The organism is Marinomonas algicola (genome assembly GCF_014805825.1).
Taxonomy (GTDB): Bacteria; Pseudomonadota; Gammaproteobacteria; order Pseudomonadales; family Marinomonadaceae; genus Marinomonas; species Marinomonas algicola.
In genome coordinates this window covers 1,179,767-1,201,377 of the sequence record NZ_CP061941.1, presented here as the reverse complement: position 1 = coordinate 1,201,377, position 21,611 = coordinate 1,179,767, and the positions used below count along the sequence as shown (strand labels likewise).

15 protein-coding genes and 1 tRNA gene are annotated in these 21,611 nt (G+C 41.0%); 2 read left to right on the top strand and 14 right to left on the bottom strand.

The annotated features are described in order from the left end of the window. Positions 1 to 24 precede the first annotated feature (24 nt). From IEZ33_RS05370 to purU, 6 genes are read right to left on the bottom strand one after another with little or no spacing between them, the layout of a single operon-like run. Positions 25 to 615, bottom strand: a complete 591-nt coding sequence (locus tag IEZ33_RS05370) for an aminomethyltransferase family protein (RefSeq protein ID WP_191602669.1) — start codon at positions 613 to 615, stop codon at positions 25 to 27. After that, positions 615 to 3,533: a 2Fe-2S iron-sulfur cluster-binding protein gene (locus IEZ33_RS05365; RefSeq protein WP_206696909.1), complete on the bottom strand. Its 2,919-nt coding sequence runs from the start codon at positions 3,531 to 3,533 to the stop codon at positions 615 to 617. The genes IEZ33_RS05370 and IEZ33_RS05365 overlap by 1 nt, the downstream gene beginning before the upstream one ends. Beyond that, positions 3,530 to 3,841, bottom strand: coding sequence for a sarcosine oxidase subunit delta (locus IEZ33_RS05360; RefSeq protein ID WP_191602668.1), 312 nt, complete (start codon positions 3,839 to 3,841; stop codon positions 3,530 to 3,532). Before IEZ33_RS05360 ends, IEZ33_RS05365 begins: the two co-directional genes overlap by 4 nt. Positions 3,842 to 3,850: 9 nt before the next feature. Next, on the bottom strand, positions 3,851 to 5,098 hold the full coding sequence (locus IEZ33_RS05355; protein WP_191602667.1) for an FAD-dependent oxidoreductase: 1,248 nt from the start codon (positions 5,096 to 5,098) through the stop codon (positions 3,851 to 3,853). A 44-nt stretch (positions 5,099 to 5,142) separates the two neighbouring features. Then, positions 5,143 to 6,003, bottom strand: a complete 861-nt coding sequence (gene folD / locus IEZ33_RS05350) for a bifunctional methylenetetrahydrofolate dehydrogenase/methenyltetrahydrofolate cyclohydrolase FolD (protein ID WP_191602666.1) — start codon at positions 6,001 to 6,003, stop codon at positions 5,143 to 5,145. A gap of 17 nt (positions 6,004 to 6,020) precedes the next feature. Further along, positions 6,021 to 6,875: a formyltetrahydrofolate deformylase gene (purU, locus tag IEZ33_RS05345; protein ID WP_191602665.1), complete on the bottom strand. Its 855-nt coding sequence runs from the start codon at positions 6,873 to 6,875 to the stop codon at positions 6,021 to 6,023. Positions 6,876 to 7,063: 188 nt separating this feature from the next. On the opposite strand from purU, the gene IEZ33_RS05340 reads away from it, so the two are divergent. After that, the gene (locus IEZ33_RS05340; protein WP_191602664.1) at positions 7,064 to 7,819 is read left to right on the top strand and encodes an IclR family transcriptional regulator; all 756 of its coding nucleotides are present in this window, start codon (positions 7,064 to 7,066) and stop codon (positions 7,817 to 7,819) included. Positions 7,820 to 8,030: 211 nt separating this feature from the next. On the opposite strand, the gene IEZ33_RS05335 is transcribed toward IEZ33_RS05340, so the two are convergent. Next, entirely contained in the window at positions 8,031 to 9,977 is a 1,947-nt protein-coding gene (locus IEZ33_RS05335) for a methyl-accepting chemotaxis protein (RefSeq protein ID WP_191602663.1), read from the bottom strand. A gap of 829 nt (positions 9,978 to 10,806) precedes the next feature. Here IEZ33_RS05335 and IEZ33_RS05330 point away from each other — a divergent pair. Next, a complete protein-coding gene (locus tag IEZ33_RS05330) occupies positions 10,807 to 12,576 on the top strand; it encodes a sensor domain-containing diguanylate cyclase (protein ID WP_191602662.1) in 1,770 nt (589 codons plus the stop codon). 22 nt (positions 12,577 to 12,598) lie between these two features. Here IEZ33_RS05330 and IEZ33_RS05325 read toward each other — a convergent pair whose 3' ends face one another. The 7 genes from IEZ33_RS05325 to uvrB all read right to left on the bottom strand — a co-directional run bounded on the left by IEZ33_RS05325 (position 12,599) and on the right by uvrB (position 21,448). Continuing rightward, positions 12,599 to 13,981 (bottom strand): formimidoylglutamate deiminase, encoded by a 1,383-nt coding sequence (locus IEZ33_RS05325; protein WP_240009643.1) that lies wholly within the window; start codon positions 13,979 to 13,981, stop codon positions 12,599 to 12,601. A 234-nt stretch (positions 13,982 to 14,215) separates the two neighbouring features. After that, the gene (locus IEZ33_RS05320; protein WP_191602660.1) at positions 14,216 to 16,450 is read right to left on the bottom strand and encodes a TRAP transporter permease; all 2,235 of its coding nucleotides are present in this window, start codon (positions 16,448 to 16,450) and stop codon (positions 14,216 to 14,218) included. Next, a complete protein-coding gene (locus tag IEZ33_RS05315) occupies positions 16,443 to 16,910 on the bottom strand; it encodes a DUF1850 domain-containing protein (RefSeq protein WP_191602659.1) in 468 nt (155 codons plus the stop codon). Before IEZ33_RS05315 ends, IEZ33_RS05320 begins: the two co-directional genes overlap by 8 nt. A gap of 25 nt (positions 16,911 to 16,935) precedes the next feature. After that, positions 16,936 to 17,904, bottom strand: coding sequence for a TAXI family TRAP transporter solute-binding subunit (locus IEZ33_RS05310; RefSeq protein ID WP_191602658.1), 969 nt, complete (start codon positions 17,902 to 17,904; stop codon positions 16,936 to 16,938). A gap of 830 nt (positions 17,905 to 18,734) precedes the next feature. After that, a tRNA-Val gene (locus IEZ33_RS05305) sits at positions 18,735 to 18,811 on the bottom strand. 113 nt (positions 18,812 to 18,924) lie between these two features. Continuing rightward, positions 18,925 to 19,353, bottom strand: a complete 429-nt coding sequence (locus IEZ33_RS05300) for an acyl-CoA thioesterase (RefSeq protein WP_191602657.1) — start codon at positions 19,351 to 19,353, stop codon at positions 18,925 to 18,927. A gap of 64 nt (positions 19,354 to 19,417) precedes the next feature. Further along, positions 19,418 to 21,448 carry an excinuclease ABC subunit UvrB gene (gene uvrB / locus IEZ33_RS05295; RefSeq protein WP_191602656.1) on the bottom strand — a complete coding sequence of 677 codons (2,031 nt, stop codon included), beginning with the start codon at positions 21,446 to 21,448 and terminating at the stop codon, positions 19,418 to 19,420. Between the last annotated feature and the right edge of the window lie 163 nt (positions 21,449 to 21,611).

The window sequence follows — 21,611 nt, the reverse complement described above, 5'->3', positions numbered from 1 at the left end:
TTAACACACTACAGCAGAGCTAAATCAGACAAATTCCTTAGACGCATCGGCTAACGCTTCCCATAAATATTGAGAGCTAGCTAAGTCAGAAAGCAAAAGAAAGTACTCCCCTCTTTTTTCTTCTTGCTTTGTTATTATAGCATTAACTCGCGCCACCGAAGTTTGAGCAATACTCCCTATTGGAAAGGCACATCGCTTTAAATCGACACCGCATACTTTGGAAAACATGGTTGTCGTTTGCTCTCCCTTAAACAAGAAGCAGGCATGGCTATGCTGACAGAATAAACGGTATACTTCATCAAGACCTTTCGCGCCCAGCTCTAGCGCTTCAATCAGTTCATGATGAGTATTGTCAAGATCCACCAACCAAAACTCAGATTTACCAAGGCGTAACACGACAAGGCTATCTTCAAAAATCAGGGATCGATTTGACTCACTAGGAATAGGCAAGCCTTGTGACATCAAATAGTTTTCTGCGCCCATCCCCCTAAAGCCAACTCTCGAATAGACAGTGCAATCCTGACGTTTAACACCGGAGTTCGATGACTCAGTGTTGTTTAAATCCAGCATACTTTTACGTGAACGAGGCACCGCACATAAATTAAAAGAGTTCATTACAACACCTCCTGACGAATATTGTTTGCATCATAAAAAGGCAATTTAACCACTTCAGCCATGACAATTTCACCGTTATCCACTCGAATAGGGAATGTTGAGCCAACCTCCTGTTGATCAACCCCAACAAATGCCATACCGATGTTTGCACCAATCGCACTGGAATACTCAGAAGACGTAACATTTCCCGTAATAGCGCAATCAGGGCGATCCGGATTCGCTAAGACTAAATGACCTTCTTTCGGTCGTATTATCTTACTATCTAATTTAAAACCAACTAACTTACGAGTTTGTTTTCTAGCCATGACAATGTCGACAGATCGACTACCAATGAAGAAAGGCTTCTTACGATTAACCGCCCAATTTAAAGAAAGCTCACCGGGATGCGACATGCCATCTGTATCTTGGCTAACAATAATGTGGCCTTTTTCCAAACGCAGTAACCGCTGGGTTTCGACGCCAAAAGGTTTCATTTCAAACTCTTTCCCAGCATCCATTAACCGATCCCAAACACCCTCGCCAAACAAGCTAGGCATATGAATTTCATAGCCCAATTCACCGACAAATCCGACTCTCAATAAGCGCACCGGCACACCGTCGATAGAGCCTTCTCTATAGGCTAAATAAGGGAAAGACTCGTTGGAAAAGTCTACGTCAGAACACACTTTAATAAGTACGTTTCTAGCCAGAGGACCAGCCACGTTAACCGCAGAAAAAGCCGATGTAACATTTGCAATATCAACTTTTAATCGCCACTGAGCATTCCATTTGGTCATCTCACGATAAACGGCATCCACACCAGTCGTAGTGGCGGTAATATAGTAGTGATCTTCAGAGATTCGACAGGAAACACCATCATCTACTACCACTCCCTGTTCATTAGTTAATACCGCATAACGTGTTTTACCAATGGGCTGGCTCAAAAAACCAAAGGTATAAATACGATTAACAAATTCAGCCGCATCTGGACCTCGAACCTCTAAACCACCTAAGGTACTGACATCAATCATACCAACCGCATTACGTACCATCTTCGCTTCTTCTTGAATGAGCTTATCGCGATTTATAGGGTCTCCGTAATACGCTGGACGACGCCAAATACCCGCAGGGATCATATGCGCTCCCAGCTCTAAATGTCGTTTATGCATTGACGTATATTTATGGGGGCTGAATATACGACCCGTTATATTAGCCAATTTTTCAGGAACAAATGGCGGTCTAGCTGTAGTTACGCCCGTTTCAGTAACAGTGCGGTTTGTTGCCTCTGCAACCAATCGAGCCGTAGGCAATGCAGAATGGCGACCTTGAGATGGCCCCATACCGACAGTCGAAAACCTTTTGACTAACTGAACATCCCGATAGCCTAGGCGAGTTGCATTGACGATGTCTTTCGCTTGTAGATCTTCATCAAAGTCAACAAAATCTTTGCCTTTCGGGTGTTTAAAGATAGGCCAAGGAAAGTTCGTCTGCTTAGCGCAAAGTACTTTTTCTGGCTCACTACTTGGAATACCCAATGAGGTTAAACTTTGGTATGCCGCAAACTGACCATCGCTGATCACAGCATCTAATTCATGAACGCCATTTGCAGACCCTGCCACATAAAGGTTTTTCGGTAAATTAGTCAGTGAAAAACGCGCACTGTCATCACTATAACTCAGTTTCGCCCCAGCCTGACAAAGCAATTGGTAAACAGGCATATAACCTGCTGACATACACAACAAGTCACAAGGAACCGTTACGCCACCAATAGAAACTTGTCCTTTACCTGTGATGTCGTGCACTTGCACAGCAGACAAACGCTTCTTATCAGAACTAGGCAAAGCTTCATATACAGTCGCATTTAAACGTACATTAATGCCTTGTTGTGCCACGGCTTTTTGTAAAGTCTCATTGGCTCCGCTAGGACGCATATCGATAATGACCGGTACTTCAACACCATTCCTAACCAATTCAAGCGCACACAAATATCCATCATCATTACCTGTCAGAACAACGGCTTTGTTGGCGGGTTTAATCGCATATTGAGACATAAGTCGCATCGCAGCACTCGACATCACCACGCCCGGTACATCGTTATTACGAAACACCACATGTTGCTCAAAGGCACCTGACGCGACGATGCATTGCTTGGCTCGCGCTTTATACATGCGACTGCCCTGAATAATGGGCAAGTAATTATCGGTAAACCAACCATTACAGGTTGCGTTATTCAATATCGTGATGTTTGAGTGATTTAAAACATTTTCTGTAAGCTGAGTTCTTAACTCGTTAGCACGTACTGCTTCTACATCAAAACGATGGTAGGTCAGAGCACCGCCTAAAATAGGATTTTCATCAACCAATAACACGCTTGCACCCGCATCAGCGGCTTTCAATGCTGCAGCAAGACCAGCAGGACCGGCACCTATCACAGCAAGATCGTGAAACAGATAGGCTTTATCATGATAAACAGGCTTGAATGTAAGATCAGCAAAGCCTAAACCGGCCTTTTTACGTATAAAGGGTTCCCATTTATCCCATATCCCCATTGGCTTATAAAATGCCCGGTAATAAAAGCCTACTGGCATAAATCGTCCTGCATAGGACAATTTTGCATCCTTATCATTTTCAAGAGAGCCGCTATAGTTTTGCCCAACAACCTCCAAATCAGCCCGAATAAAATGCTTGTCAGCTAAAACATTCGGCTCACTTTTAAGTTGCACCAAGGTATTAGCATCTTGACCCGCCATGGTTAATGGGCCACGAGGACGATGATATTTGAATGATCGAGACATTAGCCACTGCCCGTTCGCGATCAAGGCACTAGCAATAGTATCACCCTCAACGCCTTGATAACGCTGCCCCTCGAACATGAAGTTGATCGTTTTTTCTCGTGTAATGTATAAGCCTAATGGGGCTGGTAGTCGATTCATGCTCATACCGTTTTCTCCTCAGGTAATACTGGTGCGCTTGCAAACTCTACTCGTTTATTAAACAGCTCGGATGGATCATAGGTTTTAAGAATTTCATCACTGGCGGTATGGCGTTCTGCAATAAACCAGTAGCCAGAAGGTGAATGAAACCACCACTCAGTGATAACACGAATCGTATTGTCCGCATAAAACACATAATCGGCCCATTCTTTGTCTGAACAGGTCAAATGGTCTGGCATCGATTTAACTTCGCCACCATAAACAAACTCGCTAATGTTTCTTGGCCCATTTAATGGGCAATTCATCATTTTCATGCTCTGCTCCTAATGACTTGCCGCCGTGGCGCCCATCTCATTGACTTGACGAAATTCGTCAAAACGATCCATAGCAAATGGCGCAATTAGCTCAGGCACCTTGCCACCGCTCGCCACTAGCTCGGCCATGCTCTTGCCGCAAATCGGCGTGGATTTGAACCCCCATGTGCCCCAGCCCGCGTCTAGGTAATAATTCTCTACCGGACTCAATCCCATGATAGGGCTGTAATCCGACGTCATATCCGTAATACCTGCCCATTGGCGCATCAATTTCAAATTCGCCATAAACGGAAACATTTCAACAGCGCTTGCCAATAAGCTTTCTTTTAAATCAAGAGTCGATCGTGTGTTATAGAGCGGATAAGGATCAGATCCACCACCAAATACTATTTCACCTCGGCCTGTTTGCTGTACATAGCAATGCAGTGCAGAAGAGCTCACTAAGGGATCTAAGAAAGGTTTGACGGGTTGAGTGACCATGGCTTGCAAAGGGTATATAGTAATCGGCATTTTGATCCCAGCCATCGCCGCGACGATCGAGCTATGACCTGCAACGGCCTGAACAATACAACCGCAAGTAACGGTACCTCGGTTGGTTTTCACGCCTTTCGCCTTGCCATTTTCGACAATAACATCTGTAACTTCAGTCAATTGATGAAGTTCAACACCTTTCTGAGTGGCCCCTTTTGCATACCCCCAAGCAACAGCGTCGTGACGCGCTGTCGCACCATCAATGTGCCACAATCCCGCCAGAATAGGCATATCAGCTGGATTCATATTCAAAGTTGGCACAAGTTCTTTAATTTGTTGAGGGTCAATTAGCTCAGTTTTACCACCAAAATGTGTATTAACTTCTGTACGCTGTCGAAAGGAACGAATCGCAGAATCCGTATGAGCTAGGGTAAGCTGTCCACGAGAAGAATACATGATGTTGAAGTCGAACTCATTTGAAAGCCCTTTAAACATATCAACGGATTCTTTATAGAACTTAACGCCTTCAGAGGTTAAGTAATTAGAACGAATGACGGCTGTATTACGAGCTGTATTGCCACCACCAAGATAACCTTTTTCTAAAATAGCGACGTTAGTAATGCCATGGTATTTGGCTAGATAATAAGCCGTTGCGACACCGTGTCCGCCCCCACCAATAATGACAACATCGTAATGTTTTTTAAGTTCCGTTGGTGAGGGTAAATCAACATCATTTTCAAATGGGTAGTCGTTTTTTAAACCGTATTTAAGTAGTGAAAAAGGCATTTATCAGCTCCTTAGAAAATATAAATTCGTATTCGACTAAACACCTAGTTGAGTTGGTGTTGAGCGGCGGTTAACGTGTTCTGCATAAGACAAGCAATAGTCATAGGGCCAACGCCTCCGGGAACGGGGGTAATAGCAGATACTTTTGAAAAAACAGCGTCATAATCGACATCACCAACCAACTTTCTTTTGCCCGCTGATGAGGTTTGATTGATACCCACATCGATGACAACGGCGCCAGGTTTAATCCAATTTTCTTTGATCATAAGAGGCTGACCCACAGCCGCGACGAGAATGTCCGCGCTACGACAGATCTCTTCAATATTTTGTGTACGAGAGTGCACAACCGTGACAGTACAATCGGATTGTAAAAGCAGATTGGCGATGGGTTTTCCTACAATATTAGAACGACCTATCACCACTGCATGCTTGCCAGATAAATCAGCGATATGTCGTTTCAGCATGATCATGCAACCCAATGGAGTACAGGGCACAAGAGCTTGTTGCCCTGTAACTAGCTTGCCGACATTCTCAGGATGGAAACCATCCACGTCTTTCGCGGGTGAAATGGCTTCTATCACTCGACTTTCAGATAAGTGCGCCGGCAAAGGGAGCTGCACCAAAATACCATGAATTGAATTATCTTGATTTAGCTGATCAATTAATTCATCCAACTGCTGTTGCGTCGTTGCTGTAGGCAAATAATGTGCGATTGACCGAAAACCTGCCTGCTCTGTACGTTTGATTTTATTACGTACGTATACACCACTCGCGGGGTCTCCTCCCACTAAAACAACCGCTAATCCAGGTGTCACCTTGTTTTTAAGCTTAAAAGCAGATACTTCTTGAGCTACATTTTGGACGATCTCATCAGCCAGCGTTTTACCGTCGATTATCACTGTCATAGCACCCTCCCAATGGCCTACTTAAAAACAACTGTTTTGTTACCGTACATAAACACACGATGCTCAAGGTGCATTCTGACAGCTGTCGCCAATGCCACTGTTTCAGTGTCTCGACCAACAGCCACTAATCTCTCAGGTGAGTACGTATGGTCAACAGGTTGAACTGACTGAGTTATGATTGGTCCTTCATCCAGATCCGAGGTGACGTAATGTGCGGTCGCTCCAATAAGCTTCACGCCGCGCTGATGGGCTTGATGATATGGCTTAGCGCCTTTAAAACCAGGTAAAAAGGAATGATGGATATTAATCGCTCGACCATGTAGCTTTTGACAAAGCGCGTCTGATAAAATCTGCATGTAACGAGCTAAAACCACTAAATCCGTATTGGTTTCAGTAATGATATCCAGCAATGCCGACTCTTGTTCGGCTTTGTTATCTTTATTAACTGGTAAATGTACGAAACGAATACCTTCTCGCTCAACCATAGGCCTTAGATCTCTATGATTTGACACTACCGCAGTAATGTCCATGGGCAGCTCTCCTTTACGATGACGGTACAAAAGGTCATCAAGACAGTGATCAAACTTACTGACCATCAGCAACACTTTTACAGGTTGACTCTTATTTAAAATCTCCCACTCCATATTGAAGCGAGCAACTTGCGCATCAAAACCATCTCGAATTGACTCTATTGTCTGAACATCGCTTTCTATACGACACTCTGAACGCATAAAAAAGCGGCTGCTCTCTTCATCATCATATTGATGCATTTCAGAGATGTAACAATCATGCTCAGCAAGATATGAAGACACAGCCGCGACAATGCCACTCGTCGCATCACAGGAAGCCTTTAAAACGAAATCTTTAGCCATCTTACTTAACCTCAAATATAAAAAAATCATTCATATATAAATTAAAAAAACTGATTTTTATGCTTTAAAAATAAGTTACATTCAAATATATTAAATTTAATTATTTTTGAAAGTAAAAAAGTTAAAAATCTTAAAATAAAACCAAACCAGTACACATATGAAAATATTAATCATATATGGAATAAAATATGACAAAAAACACTGAATACCACGTTCCTGCGTTATCTCGAGGATTGCAGATAATTGAGATGTTTGATAAAGAAAAAAGAGTATTAAACACACAAGATTTTGCTGACAATTTGGGAGTGAGTGCATCCTCCACTTATCGTATTGTGCAAACCTTATTAGATATGGGTTATCTTAAAAAAGTCACTCGAAATGCTTACGAACTAGGGCCACAAGTTGTGTCTCGTGGTTTTGCTTTTTTGGCAGGCAAAGATTTAGTCGATATCGCCGCACCTCATCTAAACGAATTAAGAGATAGAACCTCCATTTCCTGTCACCTAGGAATACGCGACGGATTAGAAACCGTTTATATTTATCGGTCGCAAGCCTCCCAACGTTTATCGGTAAATATTCCATTAGGTTCACGTTTGCCCTGCCATACCAACGCAATGGGTCGAGTGCTACTGCAGCAACTCAGTGACATTGAACTCAATGCCATGTATCAAACCCAGCCACTGGACACTTACCCAGGACCCTACCCCCAATCATTCCCAGAATTAAAGGCACTGTTAAAAAAAGAATGGGAACAAGGGTATTCAAGTAACCGATCTGATAATGCAACCGCCATTGCTGTACCAATTACTAATTATCTAGGCAAAATAGTAGCGGCAATTAACATATCTGGTGCTGATCAGGTTATGAATAACCATGAACAATTCGAAGCCGCAAAAGAGGAGCTACTCAATACGGCAAGGGCCATTTCACAGCTAATCCCTTAAAAATCAAAAAATGGGCATCTCTGAAAAACCAAAGAAGCCCATTTTACTCAAATATAACTGACATAGTAATATTAATTAAATATCACGCTTCTATTACATAAAATATCAGCGGTGATGTCTGCACGATTTACTAATTCAGCCTCAACTAATACCGAGAACGAGATATAAGACACTGGCTTTAATATTATGGTATAGCCAGTGCCTGACTGTTCTATATTTTAAATTGACTGACGATTAAACGCATTTGACTGGCTCGTTCATTGAATTGTTCAATCTCAAGCAATTGTTCTTTTGAACTATTGCTTATGTTGTTTGCTATTAAGGCAATATTTCGGGCTGATTCGCTAATATGATCAATGGTAGAGGACTGCTCTTCGGTCGCCGCTGCAACCTGATGATTACCATCTCCTATTGAATCGAAACGGGCACGAATTGCGTTCAATGACTGAGAAGCGAGCTGCGCTTGATCAGCAAGTTCTTGGCTCTTACGGGAACTCTGTTGAATAGAGTGTAGATTGGTCGAAGCGGTAGCTTGTAATTGTTCAACCTGACCACGAATTTCCTGTGTAGAGTCTTGAGTCTTGCTTGCTAATGTTCGAACTTCGTCGGCAACCACTGCGAACCCACGCCCTTGTTCGCCTGCACGTGCCGCTTCAATTGCCGCATTTAGAGCGAGTAAGTTCGTTTGCTCTGAAATACTATTGATTACATCAATGACCGAGTTTATCGATTCAGCTTGAATCGCAAGATCTGAAATCGACCTTTCGCTCACTTTCATGGTGTCTGACATATCAGTCATTGTTGTCGCTAATGTCTGCATTACACCATTTGTTTCGCGAGCATCATTCACCGCATTAGAAGTATCCAACGCCGTAGTATTTGCAATGGAAGACACTTCATTAATGGTTTGACTCATTTCTGTCATGGCTGTCGCCACCATTTCAGTTTGTTTTCTCTGATCTTCTGCATATTGAACTGAACTAGACGACAATTTTTTTAAGCTATCCATGCTTACCCCGATCGCAGATTCAGCCTCTTTTATTTCCCGAACTAACTCTGCAAATTTATTCAAAACGGCATTAAAACCTTTAGATAAGTGGCCTATCTCGTTATTAGAGTTTTCATTTAAACGAGCGGTAAGATCCCCCCCTGAAGCCGACATTTTATGCAACTCATCGCCCACTCTAAGTACGTCTTTACTTACACGGTTGGCGATGTAGATTGATAATAATATAAAAATGGCAGCAAGAATGAGCGCCGCTGTAACTGAGAGAAGGACCACATCGTTTACTTTCGAGGTTATTTCAGCTTTCGGTAATACGGCAACTAACTTCCAATCGACATTATCCAGTGGTGTTACGGCGATATATGCGTCTTTACCGCCTACATTGCTTTCAATTAGCTGGTATTCACCTTTGTTAGATGCAATTTCCTGATAGACATCAGCATAATTACTTACATCCGACAATTTTTTGTTAATGACAGATTCATTCACATGAGCTGTTATTCTGTCTGAGCCGTCTACAAGGAACATATAGCCGGTTTTACCGACTTGCGTATTTTTCACAAGGCTGACGATATTGGATACATCAACCCCAAGTCCTGCAACACCGAGTATTTTCCCGCTGGCCGTTTTAGAGAGGATATTTACGTACACCATCATGGTATCACTGTCTCCCTCGGGTACATCTAGATTGAGAGCGAGCTCTTTCCCAGAGTTGATAGTATTATAAAACCAACTGTCCCTTTCTTCGCTAGGAGATACCGTTTTAAAATAACCGTCCTGAGTATAGTATTTGTTGCTTTCGGCCGAGACCCAAAACATAACACTGGCCTCAGCTTGATCTATAATTCCTTTACCGAAGCTCGTTAAAGAGTCGACCCCTGCTGAATTCTCTCCATCTAAAATCCATTTTTGGACATATTCATTTTGAGCAATACCAATTGAATAAGCAATAGGTGCCGCTAAATTTAAGGCTATTTTTGCTTTGGCCCGTTCTACCACATTTGGAAGATGCTCTTGTTTTGTTACGTCATAAAACATACCAGAGAAGCCATTTATATTGACGTAAGAACTGATTCCAATAACGAGGGACAAAGCTAAAATCATCGAACCGCTCAAAAGCGTTTTCAGTTTCATATTACTAAAATTAATCATATATTTTCCATTAACACTGCAAGCCTAAGACGGCTGTGATCAAAAAAGTTTAGCGCGAGCTCAATGACAAGAAGCAAAACTTCTAGACTGGATTTCACTGCCGCATTCGTTAAAAATAGCCCTAAGGGCTAAAAATTTTCTGGGGATCTTGAGCTATTTTTCTACTCACAATTAATTCTGACTTTTCAGACAGAATCATCCTTTTATTGATATCAGATTTAACATCTAAGTGCAATGCCGTCAGTTTTCCTGATTCACTCAACCTCGTAGTAATCGAAAAATTTACTTGAGATATTCGGTTTTCAATTCGTTTTCATAACTGATGAACTATCGAAAAACCATGAGTAATGGCGCTTTTTTTTTATAAACAACTCTACGGCTCAATTCTGCATATTACATCCAACCTTACCTTATCAGCTATCCATTTGTTTTGATGGAAACACGTTTAGAACAAACAGGTCTAGCACTCAGTTTCGCTACTAGCTACTATTAGGTACAGCGTCTCCAACAAAACCCGCTGCCGTTGGTGCCGCCGTAGCGAGTGGATGATAACTGACTGGGTTAATGGTTTAGATATGAGGGATGATAGGATGATAGGATGATAGGATGATAGGATGATAGGATGATAGGATGATAGGATGATATTTTTACTGATGACTGTGGTACTTGTTGATTATTAACAAATAGCCACCACTCTTTTTCCTGACTTTTACCTTACAAGGTTACAAATATACAACGGCATTATTAGTAATTAGTGTCTATCATTGCTAAAAACCCACTATTAGTATGGTTGACGTTAACACGACACAGTACAAAACGAGAAAAAGAGATGAAGTCCATTCCATTGCGTTGGCTAATTGTTACTCCATTCGTGATACTTGCCTTGATAGCAGGAATCACTATGTATTTAGTTTCAACGGTCACTATTTCAAATATTGCCAGTCGTGTCGGTATTCAATATATAAAAGAGGTTGAAGGTCGTATCTATGACCGTGTTCAAGGCTTTATGGGGCCATTAAGCGACATCGTTGAAATCAACCTTAATGCCTTTTCCCATAGACCTGAATTATTAGATGACTTAGTTCCTCTTACGAACAGATTTTATGAGCAAGCCATCCCTTATAATCAAATGACCTTTATTTCGATGGCAACAGTTGACGGGCGCTACCTCGCTTCTGCACAAGATCCAATCAAAAGAGGTCAACATAGTATCGCAGCCAATTTCATCAATGAACCGCTAACAATGGAAGGGTATCATTATGATCCTATGCATTTTATTGGTTCTAAAATAGTAGAGGATGACAGTTTCATCTATGACCCCAGAACAAGACCTTTTTATCAGGATGCCATCAAAGCAAATACCGTCGCTTGGAGTAACATCCACCCATATTACGGGTATCCAACTCTCGGTATAGGCTTATCCGCACCTATTTATAGCCAAAAAGGAGAACTATTAGGTGTTACTGCAACCAGTATCGCTTTAGTTGAATTGGATAAATATCTTAAGTCTTTAGAACTGGTAGACGGTGCCTATCTTTTCTTAGCTGAAGAAAATGGCTCTCTCATTGCATCCTCTGAGCAGAGTGAACTATTTAAAACCGCCGATGGCGTTACGTCACGAGTTGGCCTTAACAACCATCCTAATACCGTATTGCAATTAGCTAGCTATTCTCTGGTTGCAGGTACCCATAAAATAAACGTCGAGGGTCAAGAGTATTTATATTACGTCAAACCCATTACATTAAAATACGATAAGAAATGGTTGATCGGTATTTTGATTCCGAGCGCCTATCACAAATCGGTGTTAGCGGGTTACACTCAAAGTACCGTTATTATTACGCTTGTATTGTTTATTTGTATTGGCCTAATTGGTTCCTTACTCGCTTGGTATATTGGAAGTCCGATTCAGATTCTAAATCAAGCGGCAAATGCAAAAGACATTAAGAGCATTCAACAACTTCCAGACCCTTTAAGTAAAATTCGTGAAATAAACTCTCTTAGTCAAGGACTCAGTTCAATGGCTGATAACTTGTTCGATATTATGCAACACTTGGAAAAAAAAGTTGCTGAAAGGACCTCGGTCTTGCAAGGAGAAAAGGATCATTTGCTTGAAGATGCGTTGACGGATGAACTAACTACACTCTATAACAGACGAGGGTTCAATCAAGTATTCAAGCAAACATTAAAATACGCGCAGCAAAATCATCAAAAGATCACTTTTGTCTTATGTGATATAGACCATTTCAAGCGTATTAATGACAAATTTGGGCACACTGTTGGAGACTTTGCTCTCATTTCAGTTGCCGCAAATCTAAAAAAACACGCTCGTCTTACTTCAGATATTGTGGCCCGCTATGGCGGCGAAGAATTTACCTTAGTGTTCATTAATACCGATCTGCGTAAAGTGCTAGATCGACTTAATAGCATACGAGAAGAATTCAAAAAAAATCCCGTAGTCAAAGACCAACATATCACCATGAGTTTTGGCGTTGTTTATGCAGAAGACGCGCGGTCTATTTCTGCAGAGGAGCTGATTGAACAAGCCGACAAAAAGCTGTATCAAGCGAAAAACAGTGGTAGAGATAAAATCATTATTTAATGGATAAATAAAATTAAAAAGGTTATGAATAGATAACCTTTTTAATTACTTGAGTGAATGCCTCACGACTGCGCTCTTCACATATATGATGAAAATCATTAACAACCTGATCACCTGCGACAAAGACATCTTTTATAAGGTTTTCATTACAGGCGAATAACCAGCGGTTGAGTATATCTTTGCTTTCACTTGCTGCAATAAAAGGGTGTTGATTATCTAAAACCATAAAATCAGCTCGGCATCCTACTGATAAACCCAGTGACACATCACACGCTTGATTTCCACCGAATAGTGCCTGCTGATACAAGTGATCCCCTATATGGCTTTGCGCCGGCTGATGTAAACGGTTACGTTGTTGATCTCGCAAACGTTGGCTGTATTCTAACGTTCTCAACTCTTCAACAACAGATAAACTCACGTGACTGTCAGAGCCAATCCCCCAGCGCCCTTTTACATTTTCATATTCAACCGCAGGGAAAATACCATCGCCAAGGTTCGCCTCTGTCGTTGGACATAATCCAGCAATAGCGTGACTACTCGCGATGGCTTTTAATTCGATTTGGTCTAGGTGCGTTGCATGCACTAAACACCAGCGTTTATTAAGACCTATTTCATTATGCAGCCACTGCACAGGACGAAGACCACTCCAATTAAGACAGTCTTGTACTTCTTTATGCTGTTCAGAAATATGAATATGAATGGGCAACCTTGAATCAAGACTGGCTAATACCGTCTCTATTTGTTCTTTATTTACCGCTCGTAAGGAATGAAAACAAATGCCTATTTGGTTACGAATATTATTCGAAATAGCTTGTTCACAGGACTGATGAAGAGATAAATACGTATCGCTAGAATGAATAAAGCGTGCTTGACCGGCATTAGGTGCTTGCTGACCAAATCCCGCATAAGAATACAGAGCAGGCAATAAGGTCAGTCCTATCCCTGAATCATCCGCCGCTTGAAGCAATTGCATAGCCATTTCTGCCGGGTGCTGATAACGATTTCCATTGGCATCATGGTGTAAATAGTGGAATTCTCCAACTTGAGAATAACCTGCTTTTAACATATCAATATAAAGCTGTGTGGCAATCACTTTCACCTCATATGGTGTAAGCCTTCGCACAATTTTATACATTAAATCACGCCAACTCCAAAAACTGTCATTGGGGTTTAAACTAACCTCAGCCGCGCCAGCCATCACTCGCTGAAAAGCATGAGAATGCAAGTTCGCAAGCGTAGGTAACACGGGACCAGATAAAAATATATCGCTAGGTTGTTTATCACTATTCGTCACAATTGAGTGAATGTGCCCACTTTTAACAATAAAACGAACATTATGCTCCCAGCCATTAGACAATAAAGCACGTTTGGCAAAATAGGCTTGCTGGCAAATATTCTGTGTCACAACAGTATCCTCATTAAATAAATCGATCATTTTTTCAAATAAAAAGAGGTCATTACGCCACTCATATAACCTCTAAATACCGATTATATGAGTGAATAGATACACTTTACTAAGGGTAAAAATAGAAAAAATAACCCCTTATGATCTCTCGATAGACAGGCATTTTCTTATTTATAAATAAGAAAATGCCATGATTATCCCAATAAAGTGTTAGTTAGAGATGATTAGATGTACTTAGGAACTCAAGGAGAGTGACCTATTTCCAGCAATATGATTACGATACAGTATGGTTAATACAACAGCAGAAGCAATAGCGATTAACCAAGGGTTATTACCCACCAAAATCAAACCCGCAACCGTCAGTAGTCGTTTTTGCATCGTGCTTAATTCCGCATTAAAAAATCCAATATAAGCTGAAGACAAAGCCACAATGCACAAAATGCCACTAAACATAGCTAAAGCAAACTCAATCGCGTCAAAGTTCAAGAACAGTAAGCTTGGCGCATAGACAAACATAAAGGGAACTAAAGCTTTACCCATAGACAACCTGAATGCCGTCACACCTGTTCTCATTGGTTCAGACCCTGCAATACCAGCTCCTGCATAGGCGGCCAGAGCCACAGGAGGCGTCACGTCAGCGAGCACACCATAGTAGAAGATGAAGAAATGTGACGCTAAAATCGCAATACCGAAGTCATCTAAGGCTGGAGCAACAATCGATGCAAGAATGATGTACGTTGGCGTCGTTGGGATACCCGCCCCCATCAATATACACGCAATCGCAACCAAAACGAGGGCAAAGAATAGGATAACACCAGATTGATCGAGTAAACCAAAAGGAACCAATGCGCTGAACCATGTACCTAAATCTGTCGCCAATCCAACAATCGCACCAGAGAATTTAAAGCCTAAACCAGTCAGTGTCGTGACGCCTAATAAGAAGCCGACACAAGCACAAGCGGCCGTAATGGCAATGGATTGTTTCGCTCCTTCCTCTAATCCTTCTATTAACTTTTTAGGCGTTAATACACTATCGGCATCTAATCGGTTAAATCCCATTGGTTTTAGTATTAATGGAATGTAAGAACAGACAACCGTTAAAATGATTCCCCAGAAGGCGGCTAAAAATGGCGTGAACTGCATGAGCAACATAGACACCATAACAATAAGTGGAATCATTTGATGCCAGTGTCGAGCAAGAACATTCGACAAGCGTGGAATGTCTGAAGCTGGCATGCCTTTTAAGCCTAAACGCCTCGCTTCAAAATGCACCATACATAAAGCAGCCAGGTAATGAAATGCCGCTGGAATAATAGCAATTAGGATTAATTCGTTGTACGGAACCCCTAGCATTTCCGACATAACAAAGGCAGATGCCCCCATGATAGGAGGTGTAATTTGTCCACCACAAGAAGAAGCGGCTTCCGTTGCAGCGGCAAATCGGCCACTAAACCCATACTTTTTCATCATGGGAATAGTAAACGCACCTGTAGTAACCGTATTTGCCACAGGAGAACCGGATATCATGCCAAAAAAACCAGATGAAACGACGGACACTTTCGCAGGTCCACCAACATAGCGGCCAGATAAAACAGAAGCAAGATCAATAAATAACTTACCAAGACCGGAGGCCTGCGCCAAAACACCAAATAAAACAAAATGGAATACATAGGTTGCAACGACACCAATTGCGATGCCATAAATACCTTCAGTCCCTAAATAAAGGTGCTCAACTAGGCGAATAATATCGTAGCCACGATGGGCCATCATACCAGGAAGGGATGGACCAAAAATGGCATAGAGCAACGACACAACACCAATAAGAGACAAGGATTCCCCCATAGTACGTCTCGCGCCTTCTAGCACCAATAAAATGGCCATACCACCCATTATGTATTCTTCAGGTTGGGGGAAACCGATATTAGTGACAAAAATATCCTGAAAAAAGAACACTAAATAACCTGAGAAGCTTGCTCCCATGATGGCGAGTAACCAGTCTAATGCACCCACTCTACCGGCTTTCTCTCTCAGAAAAGAAAGAGGCAGAGCAGAAATAGAAATGATGATGGTAAATAAGTAAATGCTGTAAACTTGCCAATCAGGAATTTGACCAGAAAGAGCCGTAGCCAACTGATTACCAATAAATAAATAAAACACGCCATAAGCAAAACCAAGAACCATGCTTAACGGTTTATTTTTTGGCTCTTTACGAGGGAAAACGAGAAACAAGAGACCCATTATAAAAGTAAGATGGGTTGCTCTATGAGAGATTTCATTTAATAAGCCAAAACCTGATGTGTAAACATGAAATAAGCTTAGTACAACACAGGTTATGGTTATAAATATTTTTAATAAGCCTCTTGAGTTACGAAAGTTGCTTTCACTATCGTATTTTTTTACCAAGTTATCGAGCTCTTCTTGACTAAGAACAGCTTCATTCTCATTTTTTTTTGGATGAATGTTACTCATTATTTTTCACCATCGTCACGTCTTGTTCACAGGCTTGTATTGGGACAATATGTAAGCCAATATCAGACCATTGGTTAAGGTTCACCGTAATACCACTAGTATGGAGTCTGTTCTGGAATCGACTATCCGTTCGAACAATCAGGTTAGGTATATCTCGATTCATTTTTAAAATAAACTCTCCATTCTTAGACTCAAAATCATAAGCATCGGGCTCATTCAACAAGGATGGCAACCCCTGACCATGAGCAATAAAATGTTCCGCTGTCTGGAGAATAGACAGTTCATCACCTCTGGTAACGACACTATATTTATCAACAACAGGAGTAAGAGAGACAGAGTGAATAAAGGTTAAGTCAAAGCGTTCATCACTTAACTCAACACACTCTAAAAAAACGTCACTTCTCGTTTGGCTAATACTTAATGCAGAGCCAAATAAAGAAAAAGGGGTTGTAGCAATCACAACCCCTATTCCAATAGAGAAGATCTTATTTAATAAGGCCTTTTTCACGGTAATAACGCTCAGCACCTGGATGTAATGGAATAGATACAGACTCTAAAGCCGTTTGAAGAGTAATCTCTTTACCTTTTACGTGAACTTTAGCCATAGTATCAGTATTTTCATACAAAGCTTTCGTTACAGCATAAGCTACGTCATCGGACAAATCTGCATGAGATGCCCAAATTGCACGTACAGCAATCGTTTCGATATCTTTGTCTATTCCTTTATAAGTCCCTGCTGGCAACACAGTTTTAGCGTAATAAGGTTGGCTTTGACGTAATTTATCAATAGCCTCACCAGATAAAGGAATAATATTCACATCATGACTGTTAGATAGTTCAACAATGGATGAGGTGGGAGAACCTGCTGTAATTAAAGATGCGCCAAGATTTCCATCTTTTATTTTTTCTGCAGATTGAGAAAATGAAGAGTAATCTTCTTTAATATCTTTACGGTTCATACCATAAGCAACCAATAAGTCACCTAATAACTGCCATTGACCGGAACCTGGAGAACCAGAACTGACAGACTTACCTTTCAAATCAGAAAAGCTTTTAATATCCGGTTGTGATACTAACTGCACTGTTTCTGGATACAAGGCACCTAATGCGCGCAAATTTTTAATTGCTTTCCCATCAAACTGATTTTTACCATTATAAGCCGCATCTAACACATCGGCTGCAACAAAAGCCGACTCAATCGCGCCACGTCCTAACAAGGTAGCATTCGCAACAGAAGCATTACCTGTCTCTGCGGTAGCCGATATTTTTTTATCACCCAAATCTGAATTATTAGAGATAACTTGAGCCAACATTCCGCCAAGAGGATAATATGTTCCTCCTGTACCACCTGTTGCAATACCAAAAAAGACGCGCTCTTGAGCCATAACCGTGCCAGAAGCTAAACCTAGCCCTAACCCTACAGACACTAACAAAGTACCTAATTTATTTTTCATCTAATATTCCTTTTTTTTAAAGATTAAAGAAAAAGCATAAATGAATGCTTTCAATCGCTAAATAAAATTCACTTCTATACTCTCACTTGAGAATAAGAAATATATGAGTTTTGGAAAATATCGACTTAGATTTCGATATGAACAAACATCAATCTATTAGATTTTTTTTATAAAAAACACACTAAAACCAAAAATAAGCATAATACATTCAACATATTACAAATATGAAAAAAAACTACCTATACGAAATAAGTCGTTATAAGTTAATTGAATATAAGTGCGACAAAAAACTAAGATCAAGCCGTTGCAATTTAGTATCTCCAAATCAAGGTAACGCATTATTTTTTGCAAACCATGAGCGTTATAAAATTCGGAACTCAAATATTGAGCCAGATTTTATTTAATCATGCTCTTATTAAGGAGAGACTCTAAAAGCGGGATAAAAATAGTCTATTTATATAAAAAGAAAGCTACCCAAGCTTCAATATTAAAAGGTTAGATCTCAATTAAATATTCTATTATGTGTACGTTGTATCACTCGTGCCCAAGGCATAAAACGACGAAACTTTCATAGGTATTAACTAAATTTTAGTTTGGAGCCTCTAAAAATGAATGCTCAGACGCCATATATAAACTAAGATTTTTTTAAGATTGGTCTCAAGTAGACTAAATAAGAGATTATTTTCTTCCTTTGGCGGAATATTAACAAACTCGCCATTTTGCAAAAATAGCCTCTTGGAATGGATTAGCGTTATCATTTGAAAATTATTTTCAGATACAAAAAAGCCCCGACGTTGTGAATAATCACTAACGGCCGAGGCTTTATAATTTGGTAGGGCTAGGCAGATTCGAACTGCCGACCTCATCCATGTCAAGGATGCGCTCTAACCAACTGAGCTATAGTCCTATAAACTTTGTGCCGCAAATTATACCCATTGTTTTGGGGTTGGCAAGTGTTGTTTTTAAAAAATTTAACTTTTTGAATTTATTAACGTTATTTATGTTTTTTAAACGCCATTTTTAAAAGCCATTGGTTTCTGTGACATAGTCAGGTAGGTCTTCTTCTGCTGGAACGGGGGTAGATTTACCATTGTCATCTAATGCAACAAATTTAAAAATACCTTCCGTCACTTTTTCACGGGTTCCAATACGACCACGTCTTACCCAGGCTTCAACGGCAATTTGCATGGAAGTTCTGCCTATAGAGTGAACATGAGTATAAACCCCTAAAATATCCCCTACTTTTACTGGGCGCAGAAAGCTCATGCGGTCAATTTCAACGGTAACCACTCTTGTTTGCGCTCTTTGACCGGCACAAATACCGGCGGCGATGTCCATTTGCGACATAACCCAACCACCAAAAATATCACCAGCGGGATTGGTGTCAGATGGCATAGCAACCGTACGTGTGGTTAAGCGTCCTTTTGTTTGACTTGACTCATCTGACATACATTTCCCCTAAAAATAGTCATTTAATAACATAAATGTGTAAAATGCATTATTAATGACAATATTATAAAGCACCAGCCTCTTTCAACTTTTTCTGTAACTGACGAATTTGGTCTCGATAGCCTGCAGCCAACTCGAATTTTAGTTCCTCTGATGCCAAGACCATCTCTTTTTCCAAGTTCAATATAACTTTGCGTACATCCGCTACATCATCTAAGGTTTCAACCTGATAATCCGTTTCCATTTCGGCCACTTTTTTGACTTTTTGACTTCGGTTTTTACCTGCTCCTGGGTTATAGGAGCCTTCCATAATGTCTTCGACGGATTTAGAAATGCCTTTAGGGGTAATATTATGCTCTAGGTTAAAAGCCATTTGTTTTTCTCGACGACGGCTGGTTTCACTGATCGCTCGCTCCATTGATCCTGTCATTCGGTCTGCATAAAGAATCGCCCGACCGTTAAGGTTACGAGCGGCACGCCCAATCGTCTGAATAAGAGAACGATCCGAACGCAAAAAGCCTTCTTTGTCAGCATCCAATATGGCGACTAAACTTACTTCAGGTATGTCCAAACCTTCTCTTAATAAGTTAATACCGACAAGCACATCAAATTCACCTAGACGCAAATCTCGAATAATTTCCACTCGTTCGACGGTATCAATGCCCGAATGCAAATAACGCACTCGAATGCCGTGGTCATGCAAATAATCGGTTAAATCTTCTGCCATGCGCTTAGTTAAGGTCGTGACCAAAATGCGTTCTTTTTTTGGTAATCGTAGATTAATTTCAGACAACAAATCATCGACTTGGGTCGCCACGGGACGAATTTCTATTTCTGGATCGACTAGACCTGTAGGACGCGCAATCTGCTCCACAACCCAGTCTTGGTGCTCCGCTTCATATTTACCTGGTGTGGCGGATACGAGAATCGTTTGCGGTTTCATTTTTTGCCACTCTTCAAAGCGCATTGGACGATTATCTAAGGCCGAAGGTAGACGGAATCCGTATTCCACTAGGTTTTCTTTACGAGATCGGTCGCCCTTGTACATGGCCCCTAATTGCGGCACGGTAACATGAGATTCATCGATGACTAACAAAGCATTATCAGGTAAATAATCAAATAATGTCGGGGGCGGTGAGCCTTCAGGTCGACCAGAAAGGTAGCGAGAGTAGTTTTCTATCCCAGAACAGTAACCTAACTCTTGCATCATTTCTAAGTCATAACGTGTACGTTGCTCTAACCGCTGTAACTCAACCAATTTATCGAGGGATTTTAGCTGCGCCAAACGCTCGTCTAACTCCACTTTAATTCGTTCAATCGCACTAACAATGGTTTCTCGCGGTGTGACATAATGGGTTTTCGGATAGATGGTGATACGAGGCACTTTACGTAGGGTTTTATTGGTTAAAGGATCGATAAAAGACAGCTGTTCAACTTCATCATCAAACAGCTCTATGCGAACAGCCGTGTCTTCCGAATCAGCCGGAAAGACCTCTATTACATCTCCTCTAACGCGAAAATTACCCCGCTCAAAAACCATGTCATTACGAGTGTATTGCAATTCAGCTAATCGTCGTAATACGTCTCTTTGATCGATACGTTCACCACGATCAAGATGCAACATCATTTTTAGATAGGACTCAGGGTCACCCAAACCATAAATGGCGGACACCGTCGCGACAATAATAACGTCTTCCCTTTCTAATAGGGCTTTGGTCGCCGATAAACGCATTTGCTCTATGTGTTCATTAACGGACGCGTCTTTCTCTATAAAGGTGTCGGATGCCGCCACATAGGCTTCTGGCTGATAATAATCATAATAAGAAACAAAGTACTCGACGGCATTATTTGGGAAAAAATCTTTAAACTCCCCATAAAGCTGTGCCGCTAAGGTTTTGTTATGAGCCATAATAATGGTCGGACGTTTTATTTGTGAAATAACGTTGGCAATTGTATATGTTTTACCTGAGCCAGTTACACCCAACAACGTCTGATGTGCTAAGCCAGACTCAACCCCTCTTACCAGTTTTTCAATCGCGGCAGGCTGATCCCCCGCAGGAGAATAATCAGAGACAAGGCTAAACTCATTCGACACAGTCGTTTCCTATTAATAAATTTTCGATGTAATAAGCTTAACAAAAACTTGAGTAGAATACTGTCTTTTTGAACAGTAAAAAAACGCTTGCAACGCATGACAACATCACCAATTAAAAACTTCTTACAACGAAAAAGCATCTACAATTATTTTTTTGTGACGA

Excerpts from the sequence above, each read along its gene's own strand:
- IEZ33_RS05370 (WP_191602669.1), bottom strand. The coding sequence starts at position 615 with ATGAACTCTTTTAATTTATGTGCGGTGCCTCGTTCACGTAAAAGTATG.
- IEZ33_RS05365 (WP_206696909.1), bottom strand. The coding sequence starts at position 3,533 with ATGAGCATGAATCGACTACCAGCCCCATTAGGCTTATACATTACACGA.
- IEZ33_RS05360 (WP_191602668.1), bottom strand. The coding sequence starts at position 3,841 with ATGAAAATGATGAATTGCCCATTAAATGGGCCAAGAAACATTAGCGAG.
- IEZ33_RS05355 (WP_191602667.1), bottom strand. The coding sequence starts at position 5,098 with ATGCCTTTTTCACTACTTAAATACGGTTTAAAAAACGACTACCCATTT.
- folD (WP_191602666.1), bottom strand. The coding sequence starts at position 6,003 with ATGACAGTGATAATCGACGGTAAAACGCTGGCTGATGAGATCGTCCAA.
- purU (WP_191602665.1), bottom strand. The coding sequence starts at position 6,875 with ATGGCTAAAGATTTCGTTTTAAAGGCTTCCTGTGATGCGACGAGTGGC.
- IEZ33_RS05340 (WP_191602664.1), top strand. The coding sequence starts at position 7,064 with ATGACAAAAAACACTGAATACCACGTTCCTGCGTTATCTCGAGGATTG.
- IEZ33_RS05335 (WP_191602663.1), bottom strand. The coding sequence starts at position 9,977 with ATGATTAATTTTAGTAATATGAAACTGAAAACGCTTTTGAGCGGTTCG.
- IEZ33_RS05330 (WP_191602662.1), top strand. The coding sequence starts at position 10,807 with ATGAAGTCCATTCCATTGCGTTGGCTAATTGTTACTCCATTCGTGATA.
- IEZ33_RS05320 (WP_191602660.1), bottom strand. The coding sequence starts at position 16,450 with ATGAGTAACATTCATCCAAAAAAAAATGAGAATGAAGCTGTTCTTAGT.
- IEZ33_RS05310 (WP_191602658.1), bottom strand. The coding sequence starts at position 17,904 with ATGAAAAATAAATTAGGTACTTTGTTAGTGTCTGTAGGGTTAGGGCTA.
- IEZ33_RS05300 (WP_191602657.1), bottom strand. The coding sequence starts at position 19,353 with ATGTCAGATGAGTCAAGTCAAACAAAAGGACGCTTAACCACACGTACG.